Genomic DNA, 15,091 nt, shown 5'->3' on the forward strand with positions numbered 1-15,091 from the left:
TGACTTTGCCGGGCGGTTACATCTGTTTCAAATAGGTAAAATTAGGTAAAGGGCTGGCCTACGTTCATACTGCTCTTTAGAATCAAGCCATTCGCTTTCTTTACTGCGCTTTGTTAAGGAATTCTCATGCTCAAATCAACCCTGGCGGCTGTCGCGGCTGTACTCGCTCTTTCAGCCCTCTCTCCTGCTGCGCTGGCAGCGAAAGGAGACCCGCACGTTCTGTTGACCACCTCTGCCGGCAACATTGAGCTGGAACTGAACAGCCAGAAAGCTCCCGTTTCTGTGAAAAACTTCCTCGATTATGTCAACAGCGGCTTTTATAACGGCACCACGTTCCACCGTGTGATCCCAGGCTTTATGGTGCAGGGCGGCGGCTTCAACGAGCAGATGCAGCAGAAGCAGCCAAACCCGCCAATCAAGAACGAAGCGGATAACGGCCTGCGTAACACCCGCGGCACCATCTCCATGGCCCGTACCGCCGATAAAGACAGCGCAACCAGTCAGTTCTTCCTCAACGTGGCGGATAACGCCTTCCTCGACCATGGCCAGCGTGATTTTGGCTATGCGGTGTTTGGTAAAGTTGTGAAAGGCATGGATGTGGCCGATAAAATTTCTCAGGTACAGACGCACGACGTCGGTCCTTACCAGAATGTGCCGTCAAAACCGATAGTTATCCTCTCTGCGAAAGTCCTGCCTTAATGCGTAATGGCGCGGGCTAGTTTTGCCCGCGTTACCTTTACCTCCCTGCGAAACCGCAGTTTGCTGCTTATACTTGTGGCAACACGGGCACAAGCAGGGAGGAAAAAGGTGAAAAAACTCACTGATAAGCAAAAATCCCGTCTTTGGGAACAACAGCGAAACGCGAATTTTCAGGCCAGTCGCCGTCTTGAAGGCGTCGATAGTCCATTAGTCACGCTCAATGCCGACGAGGCAGAACTGCGTCTTGAGGAGCTCAGGAGGCAGTATGAGCGATAAATACGGCAACGATCGCGATCCCTATCTCTATCCCGGCCTGAATGTCATGCGTAATCGGCTGGGCATCCGCCAGGCGGAGCGTCTGGCGCAGGCGGCGTATGAATTCACCGCGCTGCGAGCGGCAACCCTGGGGCTGGGGCCATTGCTGCGCGGCCTGCCGCATCTGTGCGCCATTCATCAGCATATCTATCAGGATATCTTCGACTGGGCGGGTGATATTCGCGAGATGGATATTTACCAGGGCGATACCCGCTTCTGCCACTTCGCCTACATCGAAAAAGAGGGCAACGCCCTGATGCAGGATCTGGAGGAGGAGGGCTATCTCGTCGGGCTGGAAAGAGAGGACTTCATTAACCGCCTCAGCCACTACTATTGCGAGATCAACGTCCTGCATCCGTTCCGCATCGGCAACGGTATTGTTCAGCGCATCTTCTTTGAGCAGCTGGCGATCCATGCGGGCTATCAGCTTGACTGGCGCGGTATAGACCCGGAAGAGTGGGCGCAGGCCAACCAGAGCGGTGCGATGGGGGATCTGAGCGCGTTGAACGCAATCTTCAGTAAAGTGGTAAGCGAAGCCGGGGAAACTGAGTAGAATAGGGCGGCCATTTTTTCAGGAGCCGCCATGATTCTGCTGATTGATAACTACGATTCCTTCACCTGGAACCTCTACCAGTATTTTTGCGAGCTGGGGGCGGAGGTGGTGGTCCGGCGCAACGACGCACTCTCTCTGGAGGATGTCGCTGCGCTCAATCCGCAAAAAATCGTTATCTCCCCCGGCCCCTGCACCCCGGATGAGTCCGGCATCTCGCTGGCGGTGATCCAGCGCTATGCCGGTAAAGTGCCGATTCTGGGCGTCTGCCTCGGGCATCAGGCCATCGCCCAGGTCTTTGGTGCCACCATTGTGCGGGCGGCGAAAGTGATGCACGGCAAAACCTCCCCGGTGACGCACAACGGCGCCGGGGTGTTCTGCGGTCTTAATAACCCCCTTACCGTCACCCGCTATCACTCCCTTATCATCGATCCGCCCACCTTACCCGACTGCTTTGAGGTGACCGCCTGGAGCGAAACGCAGGAGATCATGGGTATCCGTCACCGTGAATGGGATTTGGAAGGGGTGCAGTTCCACCCTGAAAGCATTCTCAGCGAACAGGGCCACCAGCTGCTGGCTAATTTCCTCAATCGTTGATTTTTAGTTGCCATGAAGTGATTTTTTAAGCATATTTCGTGATTATATTTTCACTTCTGCTTTTTGCTTAAAAAAGGGTGGGGTTACATGGCAACTGAACAATCTGCAATTACGCGCGCAACATTCGATGAAGTGATACTGCCAATTTATGCACCGGCTGAGTTTATCCCGGTGAAGGGGAAAGGCAGTCGCGTCTGGGATCAACAGGGCAAAGAGTACATTGATTTTGCGGGCGGCATTGCGGTGACGGCGTTAGGTCACTGCCACCCGGCGCTGGTCGAGGCGCTCAAAACTCAGGGCGAAACCCTGTGGCACACCAGCAACGTTTTCACCAACGAACCGGCGCTGCGCCTGGGCCGCAAAATCATCGACGCCACCTTTGCCGAGCGTGTGCTGTTTATGAACTCCGGCACCGAAGCCAACGAAACCGCTTTTAAGCTGGCCCGCTATTACGCCTCCACCCGCCACAGCCCGTTTAAAACCAAAATTATCGCCTTCCACAATGCGTTTCATGGCCGTTCGCTGTTTACCGTAACCGTGGGCGGTCAGCCAAAATATTCCGATGGTTTTGGCCCGAAACCGGCCGACATCATCCACGTGCCGTTTAACGATCTGCATGCGGTAAAAGCGGTGATGGACGATCACACCTGCGCGGTGGTAGTTGAGCCGATCCAGGGTGAAGGCGGCGTGATGGCGGCAACGCCAGAATTCCTGCAGGGGCTGCGCGATCTGTGCGATCAGCACCAGGCCCTGCTGGTCTTTGACGAAGTGCAGAGCGGCATGGGCCGTACCGGGGATCTGTTTGCCTACATGCACTATGGCGTGACGCCGGACATCCTGACCAGCGCTAAAGCGCTCGGCGGCGGCTTCCCGGTGAGCGCGGTTCTCACCACCCAGGATATCGCCTCGGCATTCCACGTGGGCTCTCACGGCTCGACCTACGGCGGCAACCCGCTGGCGTGCGCGGTTGCCGGGGCGGCGTTCGATATCATCAATACCCCGGACGTGCTGAGCGGCGTCAATACAAAGCGCGAGCAGTTTGTGAAGCATCTTCAGCAGATCGATGCGCAGTACGATGTCTTCAGCGATATCCGTGGCATGGGGCTGTTGATTGGCGCCGAACTGAAGCCGCAATACAAAGGCCGGGCGCGCGATTTCCTCTACGCCGCCGCCAGTGAAGGGGCGATGGTGCTCAACGCCGGGCCGGACGTGATGCGCTTTGCGCCATCGCTGCTGGTGGAAAGCGCGGATATCGAAGAGGGGATGACCCGCTTTGCGCAGGCGGTGAAGCGGGTGATTCAGGGATAAGTGAGATGCCGGGTGGCGCTGCGCTTACCCGGCCTACAAGTCCGTAGGCCCGTGCAAGCGTAGCGCCGCCGGGCAAATGCTAGTACGGCCTCCGCTTCAGTCGCCGTATCAACCAGATGCCATGATGCGGACGCTGGCGCCACGCCACCGACGAAATGGTGTGCATGGTGTTCAAATGCCCCAGGGTGCGCTGCAGATGTTGTTCCAGCGTGCTCATGGGGCCTTGCGTCAGGGTCTCTGGCGCTTCCAGAATATTGCTGTCCCCACTCTCACCCGGCTCGTCATACTCCAGACGCTGCTGACAGCGCTGGAGGGCGATTTCACACGACTGCAAATAACGCTGCGCCAGGTCTGGCGTCAGCATCGTATGCTCCCGCGCCAGGGTCGTCATTGCGTTGATATGCTCCACGATAAACTGGCTGTGCGTCACCCAGAGTTTCATATCCGCCAGATATGCCGAATTGAAGCCTGGCTCCTGCATCGCCTGGTTGAGGGAGTTGAACAGCGCATTGTGCGCCTGATTGACCTTCATGCGCTGCCAGGCCAGCGGCGTGGGTTGCGGATCGTCGCTGAGGATCAGGCGGATGGCTTCCTGATCGGCCTCCAGCGCGTCGTGAGCGTTCTGCCGCAGCAATCCGCTCTGCCACTGCGGCCACAGCCAGACCATGCCGCCAAAGGCAATCAGGCAGCCAATCAGCGTATCGGCCAACCGGGCGATAATAAACTGCTCACCGTTGAGCGTAATCAGTTGCAGGCTGTACACCGCGGTCAGCGTAAAGCCCACGGTCGCCCAGCCGTAGCTCTTGCGAATGATCAGGTAGCTTACCAGCGTCACCAGCAGCATCCCCGCCAGGGTATAGCCTTCCGGGACGTGTAAGTGCAGGGTGATCCCCGCAATAATCAGCCCCGCCATCGTGCCGCCCGCCCGGTGGAGGATGCGCACCCGCGTGGCGCTGTAGCCGTTTTGCGTCACCAGCAGCACGGTCATTAAGATCCAGTAAGGCTTAGGCAGGTGCAGCGCCATCCCCATCAGGCTGGCGATACTCAGCATCACGCTGATACGGGCCGCATTGCGCAGGGCGGCAGACTTCAGCGACAGATAGCTTCTCAGGGCGGGGATCAGCGGCAGGCGTTTCTGCTTGTCTGCCATCAGGTCGCGGGGGTAGAGCGGGCGCTGAGTGCGGAGCACACGGGCAATACGGCTGAAGTGCCAGGCGCAGAACTGGCCCACCGGGTTATCCGGATGCTGGCGGGCGATTTTCTCCAGCGCGCCGAGCTGCTTGTCCATAGTGAAACGGGTGGGGTAGCGATGATAGAGAATGTCGTCAGCCAACACCCGTAGCCGGGCGGCGACGGTCTGTGCGTTCCAGCGGATCACCGCTTCGGCGTGACTGCGCTCCACCAGCTTTTGCACCTCCTGCGGATGATGCAGGCTGACGGAGATATGCTCCTGCAGATCCAGCCCCACCTGGAAGGTACGCAGCAGACGTTTGTATTCATGATTCCTGTTTGCCGCCAGCATATGCAGCTGCTGGTAGCACTGACTAATCAGGTCCACCACCTTCTGCTGGCGTGCCAGCAGCGGCGGCAGTGATTTTTCCGGGTCGGTATGCTGGGTCAGCAGGGTGTATTTCGCTTCGCAGTAATCGGCCAGCTGGCGGTAGAGCACGCTCAGGGATTCACGCAGCGGCTGCTCCCGCCACAGCCAGAACCAGAACCAGTTAAACAGACCGTACCAGAGTGTCCCCAGGGCGTAGATCAGCAGCGGCGCCCAGATCGGCATATTTCCCGCCAGACTGAGGGTAAAGATGGCCGCAATCAGCGAGGCGGGCAGCAGGCGGGCGTGCAGAGCGCTGATCTCCGCCGTGACCCCTAACGTCATCGCCAGGGCAGTCAGAATGAGGGGCAGCGGAATATCGCGCGCCAGCAGCAATTGCACGGCAAGACTACAGCCGGCAAACAAGCAGCCGCCAATCATCAGGCGTTTAAAAAAGCGTTTATGGGGCGTGTCGAGACCCGCAATGTTGCAGCAGGCGGGAACGAGAGAAAACAGAAGGCCGTATTGCAGGTAACCGAGAACTAAACCCACAGCCACAGGGAGACACAGCACCAGGGTTTGCCGCAGTGCGTAGTTAACTTCCGGGTGGTAAATGAGCCTGCGCCACATGGGTGAGAGAGACAAAAACGGCGTGTCATCGTGCGATGCCACGCCGTCTGAGCGGAATTAACGTGTTCCGTAAACCACGATGGTTTTACCGTGGGCGGAAATCAGATTCTGATCTTCCAGCATTTTCAAAATACGGCCCACTGTCTCACGGGAGCAACCGACGATCTGACCAATTTCCTGACGGGTAATTTTAATTTGCATACCGTCCGGGTGGGTCATGGCGTCTGGCTGTTTCGCCAGGTTCAGCAGCGTCTGAGCGATACGGCCCGTTACGTCCAGGAAGGCGAGGTTGCCCACTTTCTCGGAAGTAACCTGCAGACGGCGAGCCATCTGCGAAGAGAGGCGCATCAGGATATCCGGGTTAACCTGGATCAGCTGGCGGAACTTTTTATAAGAGATCTCAGCCACTTCACACGCGGTTTTCGCACGGACCCAGGCGCTACGCTCCTGACCTTCTTCAAACAGGCCCAGTTCACCGATAAAGTCTCCCTGATTCAGGTAAGAGAGGATCATCTCTTTGCCTTCTTCATCTTTGATCAGCACTGCCACTGAGCCTTTGACGATGTAATACAACGTTTCCGCTTTTTCACCCTGGTGAATCAGCGTGCTCTTCGATGGGTACTTATGAATGTGGCAATGAGACAAGAACCATTCGAGAGTCGGGTCTGTTTGCGGTTTGCCAAGCACCATGCGCTGTTATCCTCTGTTATAAGCTGGCTCCAGAGTCTGGCTCTGTACCTGTACTCTGGGGTTGCAATCGTATTCTTTCCCCTGCCTGGGGTCTGGCTGTCACACTGATTAGCAGCCTGTAATGTGTGATGTCCTCTGCATACATGTGCAACGTCAATGTATTACTGTAGCATCTCGACTGTTTTAGCATAGCTTTTGCCGCGTGTCTCCTGGTGTCTCGCTTCAGCTTGATGCAGGTCGACTTCCGTTGCCAGAATTGTTACTGGCGCGTAATCTGACAAGAAAAATGCAATCCTGGAGTGAGTTAAAATGCAAGCACGTGTGAAATGGGTTGAAGGTTTAACGTTTCTCGGTGAGTCCGCGTCGGGGCACCAGATTCTGATGGATGGCAACTCCGGTGATAAAGCACCCAGCCCGATGGAAGTGGTTCTGATGGCGGCGGGAGGATGCAGCGCTATCGACGTGGTATCGATTCTGCAAAAAGGGCGTCACGATGTGACCGACTGCGAAGTGAAACTGACCTCAGAGCGTCGGGATGAAGCGCCGCGTCTCTTCACCCATATCAACCTGCATTTCGTGGTGACCGGCAAAGCGCTGAAAGATGCTGCGGTATCCCGCGCGGTGGATCTCTCTGCGGAGAAGTACTGCTCCGTGGCGCTGATGCTGGAGAAAGCGGTCAATATTACCCATTCGTATGAAGTGATCGAGGCGTAAGTCCTGGATCAAACGCCGGGCGGCACTTCGTTTGCCCGGCCTACAGAACCTTGTAGGCCCGGTAAGCGTAGCGCCACCGGGCAACACGCCTCAATCGATCTTCTTCCCTTCCATTAACCGCTGCACCAGCGGCGTCATGATTAACTCCATCGCCAGCCCCATCTTCCCGCCCGGCACCACCAGCGTATTGATGTGTGAAATAAACGAACCCTGCAGCATCGCCAGCAGCCAGGGGTAATCGATATTGTCCAGATTGCGGAAATGGATCACCACAAAGCTCTCATCCAGCGACGGGATGCCTTTAGCGGCAAAGGGGTTAGAGGTGTCCACGGTCGGGACGCGCTGGAAGTTAATATGGGTGCGGGAAAACTGCGGCGTCAGGAAGTTGATGTAATCCTCCATGGAGCGAACCACCGAATCCATCACCGCCTCGCGGGAATGGCCGCGCTCGCTGGTATCCCGCGTCAGCTTCTGGATCCACTCCAGGTTTACAATGGGTACGACGCCCACCAGCAGATCGACATGGCGCGCCACGTCATGGTGCGGCGTAACGACCCCGCCGTGCAGACCTTCATAAAACAGCACATCCGTGGGTTCTGGCAGCGGCTGCCAGGGAGTGAAAGTGCCCGGAACCTGGTTCCAGGGTACCGCCTCGTCATAGGTATGCAGGTATTTGCGCGACTGGCCAGTGCCGCTTCGACCGTACTCTGCAAAGGTCTGCTCCAGCAGGCCAAAGTCGTTAGCATCGGGGCCAAAGTAGCTGATATGTTTGCCTAAATCACGGGCCTTGCGGATGGCCATATCCATCTCAGGGCGGGTGTAGCGGTGAAAGCTGTCGCCTTCCACTTCCGCGGCACGCAGATGCAGTTGCGAGAAGATCTTACGAAAGGCGAGGCTGGTGGTGGTGGTACCCGCACCACTCGATCCTGTGACGGCGATAACCGGATGTCTGGCGGACATAGCAACTCCCTGAGTGGAAAGATGTCGCGGTTAACCGCGAAATTGATTGCGAGGCATGATGTTGACGGTTTCGTGCAGCTCGGACCATACGACCAGCACCTCACCGCTTTGCAGCTGGCGCCTGACGTCAGCGACCTTCTGCTCAAGCGAACGTTCCTCTTCACCATAATCGGTGCCTTCGCGTAACACAAAACTTTCAATCAGATTATCCAGCGTTTCGGGAGCCAGATCTTGCCAGGGAATAATCATGTTTATTTTTCCAGATAGGGGGTCAGCCAGTCCGGGATACGTGTCTCCAGCCACATCTGTGGTCGGCGCAGCGTTCCGCTGATAAAGCCCACGTGTCCGCCATGTTCGGTCAGCTGATACTGTACGTTTGCCGGTAAATGTTCCGGCGCCGGAATCGAATGATGATCCATAAACGGATCGTCTTTCGCATGAATGATCAGCGTAGGCCGGGTGATTTGATTCAGCAATGGCATGGCGCTGCACTGACGATAGTAGTCAATCGCATCGGCAAAACCGTGAATTTTCGCGGTGATCAGATCGTCAAATTCACGAATGCGCCGCATGCGCTTGAGCTGCTCGAGGTTTATCGGCAGCGAGCCCGGATAGGCCTTCAGTTTACGTGAGGCGTTGCCTTTCAGCAGGTTAAGCAGGTAGCGCTGATACACGCGCGAAAAGCCCTTATCCATATGATAGCTGCACTGTTCCAGCATAAACGGGGCAGAGACGATGACGGCGGCATCCAGCGGGATCGTGTCCCCCTCTTTCGCCAGCAGGCAGGCGAGCATGTTTCCCCCCAGCGAATAGCCCACCGCAGCGGTGGGGGCCGGGCCGTGAGTCTCCGCCAGCCAGCGCAGGAACCAGGTGCCATCTTCTGTTTCGCCGGAGTGATAGATGCGTTTCTGGCGATTGGGTTCGCCGCTACAGCCTCTGAAATGCATCACCACGCCCAGCCAGCCGCGCGCTTTTGCCGCCTGAATCAGGCCGTGAGCATAGGGGCTGTGCAGGCTGCCCTCCAGACCATGAAAGACCACCAGCCGGGGTTTGTGCTGTGCCTTAGAGGGATCTTCACTCCATGCCAGATCCACAAAGTCATCATCCGGCAGGTCGAGTCGCTGCCAGACGGGAGTAAAAAGCACTTTACGGCGGATGAGACGCGGCAGCATGGTTTGCAGATGGCGGTTCGACAGGCCCCGCATAGGGACAAAGGTCGCGCTCTCGTCGGGCGTAAAGTTAAATTCAGATGGGATTGTCTGCGTCATAACGGTGTGATGTTAATTCTTCTCAATCGTTCACTATACCTTCCGAATCGGCTCCTGTTTATAAAAAGCCACGCGATTGCGCGAACGCCTCTCCTCACAGCGCCCTTTTTTGGCCCGTAGCCTGTTGTTTAACAACGTCAAATGATCCCGATCACAATTAATTGCCTTCTTTATTACTCTCAGGCTAACGATTCTGTTCCAGGCTTAATTGATGCCTTTATCACCAGGGTGCAGACTTAACTCAACGTTAAGCAAATCTAAAGATGTGCTGAATCAGGAGGTTAACAATGTTATCAGGGCAAACGCCAGCCCGGAACTGGAATACGCGTCGCACTGAAAAAGCGCGCCGCCTGGCTTCCGTCCCGGTGCAGGGCAAGGTACTGCCAACAGGCGACCTCGTCGCTATGCTGGAAAAACTGATCGCCCCAGGCGACAAAGTCGTACTGGAAGGCAATAACCAGAAGCAGGCGGATTTCCTTTCCCGCTCGCTGGCCGAGGTGAACCCTCAGGTCGTTCACGATCTGCATATGATTATGCCGAGCGTGGGCCGCAGCGAACACCTGGATATCTTTGAAAAAGGCATCGCCCGCAAGCTCGACTTCTCCTTCTCCGGTACCCAGAGCCTGCGTATTTCGCAGCTGCTGGAGGATGGCCAGCTGGAGATCGGTGCGATCCATACCTACATCGAACTCTACTCCCGCCTCTATGTCGATCTGTCGCCGAACGTGGCGCTGATTGCCGGGTTTAAAGCGGACCGTAAAGGTAACCTCTATACCGGTGCCAGCACCGAGGACACCCCGGCGCTGGTAGAAGCTGCTGCCTTCCACGACGGCATCGTCATCGCCCAGGTGAACGAACTGGTGGACGACGAGTGTGACCTGCCGCGCGTGGATATCCCCGGCTCCTGGATTGATTTCGTGGTCGTCGCCGACAAGCCGTTCTTCATTGAACCGCTCTTCACCCGCGACCCGCGCCTGATCAAACAGGAACATATCCTGATGGCGATGATGGCCATCAAGGGCATTTATGCGGAACACCAGGTGCAGTCCCTGAACCACGGGATTGGCTTCAACACCGCGGCGATTGAGCTGCTGCTGCCTACCTACGGCGAACAGCTCGGACTCAAAGGCAAAATCTGTAAACACTGGACCCTGAACCCGCATCCGACGCTGATCCCGGCGATTGAGAGCGGCTGGGTGGAGAGCGTGCACTGCTTCGGCGGTGAGCTGGGGATGGAAGAGTACATTCGTGCCCGTCCGGATATCTTCTTTACCGGTGCCGATGGCTCCATGCGCTCTAACCGCGCCTTCTGTCAGCTGGCAGGCCAGTACGCGGTCGATATGTTTATCGGCTCAACCCTGCAGGTGGATGGTTACGCCAACTCCTCTACCGTGACCCGCGGCCGTCTTTCCGGCTTCGGCGGCGCGCCTAACATGGGCCATGACCCGCACGGTCGTCGTCATGCCACCCCGGCCTGGCTGAACATGATCACCGAGCCCGACCCGATGCAGCGCGGTAAGAAACTGGTCGTGCAGATGGTCGAAACCTTCCAGGCGGGCGTGAAGCCGACCTTCGTCGAAAAACTCGATGCGGTTGATGTGGCGAAAGCCTCCGGTATGCCGCTGGCACCGGTCATGATCTACGGCGATGACGTCACCCACGTGCTGACGGAAGAGGGGATTGCTTACCTCTACCGGGCGAAAGATCTGGAAGAGCGTCGCGCCATGGTCGCTGCGGTCGCAGGTATCACCGATATCGGCCTGGGTGTGGACGCTAAACGCGTCGCCGAGCTGCGCCAGAGCGGCAAAGTGCTCTACCCGGAAGATATGGGCATTCGCCGCACCGACGCCACCCGCTCGCTGCTGGCGGCGGGCAGCGTCTCTGACCTGGTTGAATGGTCCGGCGGTCTCTACAACCCACCTGCGAAATTCCGGAGCTGGTAATGAAACTTCTGCCCCGGATCCAGGTTGAAGGCGGTGCCGAATGGCTGGCGCGAACCGCCACGCAGTGTCTGATTGACGAAGCGCGACTTAGCCCGAAACCCGGTCTGGTGGACAGTCGGGGGAACGGCGCGCACCACGATCTCTCGCTCGCGCTGATGGAGCGCTCGGCGCACAGCCTGACCCCTACGTTTCAGGCGCTGGCGCTGCAAAGCTGGCAGCGTCCGGCCGATATCGCGCTACGGCAGACCGTGGGTCGGCTGGGGCGCGAAGGCGAGCAGCAGATGATGGCTGCCACCGGCGGGGTGAATACCCACCGTGGCGCTATCTGGGCGCTGGGATTGTTAGTCAGCGCCGTGGCGATGCATGGCGGCAGCGCAACAGCGCAGTCGGTTGCCGACACCGCCGCGCAGCTGGCGAAATTGCCGGATGACGCCGCGCCGAAAGTGTTCAGCAAAGGGCTGCGCGCCACCCACCGTTATCGGGTGCCGGGCGCGCGCGAAGAGGCGCAGCAGGCGTTTCCGCACATTATGCAGCGGGCGTTGCCGCAGCTTCGCCTGAGCCGTCTTAACGGCAGTAGCGAAGCCCATGCCCGGCTCGATGCGCTGATGGCGATCATGACCTCATTAACCGATACCTGCGTGCTTTCCCGCGCCGGAATGGAGGGGTTAGACGCCATGCAGCACGGGGCCCGGGCGGTATTAGCCGCCGGCGGCACCGCACAGCCTGAGGGGCAACGTGCGCTCGCGTTATTAGACAAACAGATGCTCTTGCTCAATGCCTCACCGGGCGGCGCGGCCGACCTGCTGGCCGCCACGCTGTTCCTTGACCGCATAGAGACGCCTTATTTAGCGAATTAAGAGGATGTTATGGAAAAAATCACATTAACACTGCCCGCCAGCCGTGCCCTGAACGGCAAAGCGCTGGCAGGCGTTGTGGGCTCCGGGGATATGGAGGTGTTATTTACCGCCGACCAGGGCCAGACATTAACAGTCGAGATCACCACCTCCGTCGATAACAGCCGTGGCCGCTGGGACGCGCTGTTTAACAGACTGCAAACCGTCAGCAGCCTGCCGGCTGGCAAGCTAACCATTCACGACTTTGGCGCAACGCCGGGCGTGGCGCGCATTCGTATCGAACAGGTCTTTGAGGGGGTGAGCCATGCGTGATGACAGCAGCTTTATTGAATTGAAAGCGCGCCAGCGTGCGCAGGCGCTGCTCGACGAGGGCAGCTACCGCGAACTGCTGGATCCGTTTGAAGGGATTATCTCTCCGTGGCTGGGGCCGCAGGGCATTGTGCCGCAGGCCGATGACGGCATGGTGGTGGCAAAAGGCACCATCAACGGTAAACCCGCCGTGGTCGTGGCGATAGAAGGCGCGTTCCAGGGCGGCAGTATGGGCGAAGTCTCCGGCGCCAAAATGGCGGCCGCGCTGGAGCTGGCGGCGGAAGATAACCGTAACGGCATTCCCACCCAGGCGGTACTGAGCCTCGAAACCGGCGGCGTACGTCTGCAGGAGGCTAATCTTGGCCTGGCGGCGATTGCCGATATCCACGCGGCCATCGTCGATCTGCGTCGCTATACCCCGGTCATCGGCATTGTCGCCGGTACCGTTGGTTGCTTCGGCGGGATGTCCATTGCCGCAGCGCTGTGCAGCTATCTGATTGTGACCCGCGAAGCGCGTCTCGGCCTGAACGGCCCGCAGGTTATCGAGCAGGAAGCGAGCATTGAAGAGTATGACTCCCGCGACCGTCCGTTTATCTGGAGCATGACCGGGGGCGAAATCCGCTATCAAAGCGGGCTGGTGGATGCCCTGGTGGGCGACGGCGTGAACGCGGTGAAAGCGGCGATGAACGACGCGATTGCGAAAGGCGTGCCGGCAAAACACCGCACCGACAATTATGACTGGTATCTCGAACGCCTGAGTCACTTCGACACCCGCAAACAGGCGGATACTGAACAGATTCACGCGCTCTTTGCCCGGGAGGTGAAATGATGAGTACTTCAATTAGCCGTGGTGAACTCTGGCTGGAAACCCTTGCGCCGAACGCCCGTCGTCTGGAAGGGCTCTGCCCGTCGGTTCAGGCGGCGGACGGCGAGCTGAATGGCGAAGCGGTACGCTTTGTCGCGGTAGTGCCGGATGCAAACAACCACTACCCGCGTGCGGCGAAAGGCGAGGTCGGTCTGCTGGAAGGCTGGACCCTGGCCAAAGTGGTGAGTGAAACCATAGCTATCGATGCTGACAAAGCGGTTAAGCGCCCGATTGTGGCGGTGATTGATGTGCCGAGCCAGGCCTATGGCCGCCGTGAAGAGGGCTTTGGTATTCACCAGGCGCTGGCCGGTGCTGCTGCAGCCTATGCTAACGCACGTCTGGCGGGCCATCCGGTGATTGGTCTGATCGTCGGGAAAGCGATGTCCGGGGCGTTTCTGGCCCACGGCTATCAGGCCAACCGGCTGATCGCCTTCAACGACAAGGGCGTACTGATCCACGCGATGGGCAAAGAGTCTGCCGCCCGCATCACGCTGCGTACCGTTGAGGCGCTTGAAAAACTGGCGGCGACCATTCCGCCGATGGCGTATGACGTCAGTAACTACGCTACCCTGGGGCTGCTGGAGAACCTGCTGGATATCAGCAATCCGGACGCACCTTCATCCATCGATCTGGCGCTGGTGAAAACCACGTTGCAACAGGCCATTGATGACGCTCGCCGGGATCCGACGCTGAAAAGCCGTCTGGGTGCCGACAATCGCCATAGCTCCGCTCTTGTACGCGAACGTATGCGAGCCAGCTGGTAATACCCAAAAATAAAAGACCTGCCAGATGCACGCCCCGTGGGCGCACCCGTTGCGCCCGCGTGGGAACCTGCATCCTGAAAATAATAACCATCGCGTCAGTGCTTAAACTTCTTTTTTACAGGTGATTTATGACTTATGTGATTGTTCATGCCCTTGCCCCCATTTTTGTCATCATGCTGCTCGGCTTCTGGGCCGGTAAAGCCAAAATGGTGGACAACAAAAATGTCTCTCTGCTTAATATCTTCGTGATGGATTTTGCGCTGCCCGCCGCGCTGTTCAGCGCCACGGTGCAAACCTCCTGGACAGGTATCATTGCCCAGTCGCCGCTGATCCTGGTTCTGACCCTGGCGATGTGGATCACCTATGCGGCCATCTACTTCCTCGCCACGAAAGTCTTTAAAAAGTCCCCGCAGGATGCCGCCGTGCTGACGCTGACCGTGGCGCTGCCGAACTATGCGGCGCTGGGCCTGCCGATTCTGGGCAGCGTGTTGGGTGAAAGCCCGGCGACCTCACTCTCGGTAGCGGTCTCCATTGCCTGCGGCTCCGTACTGATGACGCCGTTCTGTCTGTTGATCCTTGAGCGTGAGAAAGCGCGCGCCGAAGGCAATAACTCCGGTTCAACGCTCTCCATGCTGCCGGTGCTGATGTGGCGCTCCATTAAGAAACCTATCGTGATGGGCCCGCTGCTGGGGGTCATTCTCTCTGCCATTGGTATCAAAATGCCGGAACTGGTTCTGGCAGCGATTAAACCGCTGGGGCTCTCCGCGACCGCTACGGCGCTGTTCCTGACCGGGGTGATCCTGTCGGCCCGTAAGCTGCAGATCAACACGATGGTCATTAGCGCGACGATCGCCAAGCTGCTGATTCAACCAGCCATTGCGTGGGGTATCGTTTTACTCTTCGGTCTGCACGGTTCTGTGGCTATCACCGCTATCCTGATGATTGCCCTGTCCGCCGGTTTCTTCGGCGTGGTGTTTGGTAACCGCTTTGGCGTGCAGTCGCCGGATGCAGAAGCGGTGCTGCTGTTAAGCTCTGTCCTGTGTATCCTGTCGCTGCCGCTGTTTATCTCGCTGACTTCAGGAATGTAA

Annotated in this window: 17 protein-coding genes; 12 read left to right on the top strand and 5 right to left on the bottom strand. The window is 57.9% G+C overall.

Annotated elements, in window-relative coordinates; translation table 11 throughout:
* Positions 1-126 precede the first annotated feature (126 nt).
* From ppiA to DVA43_RS19900, 5 genes are all read left to right on the top strand, one after another.
* The gene (ppiA, locus tag DVA43_RS19880; RefSeq protein ID WP_103824826.1) at positions 127-699 is read left to right on the top strand and encodes a peptidylprolyl isomerase A; all 573 of its coding nucleotides are present in this window, start codon (positions 127-129) and stop codon (positions 697-699) included.
* A 108-nt stretch (positions 700-807) separates the two neighbouring features.
* Positions 808-975, top strand: coding sequence for a YhfG family protein (locus DVA43_RS19885; RefSeq protein ID WP_103177289.1), 168 nt, complete (start codon positions 808-810; stop codon positions 973-975).
* A complete protein-coding gene (locus DVA43_RS19890; protein WP_114316534.1) occupies positions 965-1,567 on the top strand; it encodes a putative adenosine monophosphate-protein transferase Fic in 603 nt (200 codons plus the stop codon). Before DVA43_RS19885 ends, DVA43_RS19890 begins: the two co-directional genes overlap by 11 nt.
* Before the next feature lie 30 nt (positions 1,568-1,597).
* Positions 1,598-2,161 carry an aminodeoxychorismate synthase component 2 gene (gene pabA / locus DVA43_RS19895; protein WP_114316535.1) on the top strand — a complete coding sequence of 188 codons (564 nt, stop codon included), beginning with the start codon at positions 1,598-1,600 and terminating at the stop codon, positions 2,159-2,161.
* An 87-nt stretch (positions 2,162-2,248) separates the two neighbouring features.
* Positions 2,249-3,469, top strand: coding sequence for an aspartate aminotransferase family protein (locus tag DVA43_RS19900; protein ID WP_114316536.1), 1,221 nt, complete (start codon positions 2,249-2,251; stop codon positions 3,467-3,469).
* 79 nt (positions 3,470-3,548) lie between these two features.
* Here the strand turns inward: DVA43_RS19900 and DVA43_RS19905 are convergent, their stop codons facing one another.
* Positions 3,549-5,636 carry a YccS/YhfK family putative transporter gene (locus tag DVA43_RS19905; RefSeq protein ID WP_114316537.1) on the bottom strand — a complete coding sequence of 696 codons (2,088 nt, stop codon included), beginning with the start codon at positions 5,634-5,636 and terminating at the stop codon, positions 3,549-3,551.
* A 57-nt stretch (positions 5,637-5,693) separates the two neighbouring features.
* Positions 5,694-6,326: a cAMP-activated global transcriptional regulator CRP gene (crp, locus tag DVA43_RS19910; protein WP_000242758.1), complete on the bottom strand. Its 633-nt coding sequence runs from the start codon at positions 6,324-6,326 to the stop codon at positions 5,694-5,696.
* Positions 6,327-6,635: 309 nt separating this feature from the next.
* On the opposite strand from crp, the gene DVA43_RS19915 reads away from it, so the two are divergent.
* Positions 6,636-7,040 carry an OsmC family protein gene (locus DVA43_RS19915; RefSeq protein WP_103824831.1) on the top strand — a complete coding sequence of 135 codons (405 nt, stop codon included), beginning with the start codon at positions 6,636-6,638 and terminating at the stop codon, positions 7,038-7,040.
* Between the two features lie 90 nt (positions 7,041-7,130).
* Here DVA43_RS19915 and DVA43_RS19920 read toward each other — a convergent pair whose 3' ends face one another.
* The 3 genes from DVA43_RS19920 to DVA43_RS19930 are packed head-to-tail and all read right to left on the bottom strand — an operon-like array spanning position 7,131 to position 9,268.
* Complete coding sequence (locus DVA43_RS19920; RefSeq protein WP_103824832.1) at positions 7,131-8,000, bottom strand: phosphoribulokinase; 870 nt, start codon at positions 7,998-8,000, stop codon at positions 7,131-7,133.
* A gap of 30 nt (positions 8,001-8,030) precedes the next feature.
* Positions 8,031-8,249 (bottom strand): YheU family protein, encoded by a 219-nt coding sequence (locus tag DVA43_RS19925; protein WP_103824833.1) that lies wholly within the window; start codon positions 8,247-8,249, stop codon positions 8,031-8,033.
* 2 nt (positions 8,250-8,251) lie between these two features.
* Entirely contained in the window at positions 8,252-9,268 is a 1,017-nt protein-coding gene (locus tag DVA43_RS19930; protein ID WP_103824834.1) for a hydrolase, read from the bottom strand.
* 287 nt (positions 9,269-9,555) lie between these two features.
* On the opposite strand from DVA43_RS19930, the gene mdcA reads away from it, so the two are divergent.
* From mdcA to DVA43_RS19960, 6 genes are all read left to right on the top strand, one after another.
* Positions 9,556-11,211 carry a malonate decarboxylase subunit alpha gene (gene mdcA, locus DVA43_RS19935; protein ID WP_114316538.1) on the top strand — a complete coding sequence of 552 codons (1,656 nt, stop codon included), beginning with the start codon at positions 9,556-9,558 and terminating at the stop codon, positions 11,209-11,211.
* A complete protein-coding gene (locus DVA43_RS19940; RefSeq protein WP_114316539.1) occupies positions 11,211-12,068 on the top strand; it encodes a triphosphoribosyl-dephospho-CoA synthase in 858 nt (285 codons plus the stop codon). The genes mdcA and DVA43_RS19940 overlap by 1 nt, the downstream gene beginning before the upstream one ends.
* A gap of 9 nt (positions 12,069-12,077) precedes the next feature.
* Positions 12,078-12,377, top strand: a complete 300-nt coding sequence (gene mdcC, locus DVA43_RS19945; protein ID WP_103824837.1) for a malonate decarboxylase acyl carrier protein — start codon at positions 12,078-12,080, stop codon at positions 12,375-12,377.
* On the top strand, positions 12,370-13,203 hold the full coding sequence (locus tag DVA43_RS19950; protein ID WP_114316540.1) for a biotin-independent malonate decarboxylase subunit beta: 834 nt from the start codon (positions 12,370-12,372) through the stop codon (positions 13,201-13,203). Before mdcC ends, DVA43_RS19950 begins: the two co-directional genes overlap by 8 nt.
* Positions 13,203-14,003, top strand: a complete 801-nt coding sequence (gene mdcE / locus DVA43_RS19955; RefSeq protein ID WP_114317175.1) for a biotin-independent malonate decarboxylase subunit gamma — start codon at positions 13,203-13,205, stop codon at positions 14,001-14,003. The genes DVA43_RS19950 and mdcE overlap by 1 nt, the downstream gene beginning before the upstream one ends.
* 128 nt (positions 14,004-14,131) lie before the next feature.
* Positions 14,132-15,091, top strand: a complete 960-nt coding sequence (locus tag DVA43_RS19960) for an AEC family transporter (RefSeq protein ID WP_114316541.1) — start codon at positions 14,132-14,134, stop codon at positions 15,089-15,091.

The organism is Leclercia sp. W6, assembly GCF_003336345.1.
Lineage (GTDB): Bacteria > Pseudomonadota > Gammaproteobacteria > Enterobacterales > Enterobacteriaceae > Enterobacter.